We start from the raw sequence: 267 nt of genomic DNA on the forward strand, positions 1-267 counted from the left end.
GCATTTAGCTGTTTTTGTAAGTGAGCGTCAAAGCACATACAAATAATACGAATAAATAAATTACCTCTAGCAGTGACACTAATCATATTATTTTCAATAGTGACCATCCCATCAGCAATTAAAGGCTCAATTGCCGTTAGTGCATCAGCAAAGTAGTGGTTAAAGTTAAGTGCATGTTTGGCACTAAATGCCTCCATATCTAACTCAAACTGGCATATAAGCTGTTTAATTGCATCAGCGCGTATTACATCATCGGCACTTAAGTGC

Annotated in this window: 1 pseudogene; it reads right to left on the reverse strand. The window is 37.1% G+C overall.

What is annotated here, in order from left to right:
• Nucleotides 1–267: pseudogene (locus AAEY62_RS22695) on the reverse strand (oxygen-independent coproporphyrinogen III oxidase); the annotation flags it as partial.

This window comes from Pseudoalteromonas sp. GW168-MNA-CIBAN-0100 (assembly GCF_040309225.1).
GTDB classification, from domain to species: Bacteria; Pseudomonadota; Gammaproteobacteria; order Enterobacterales; family Alteromonadaceae; genus Pseudoalteromonas; species Pseudoalteromonas arctica.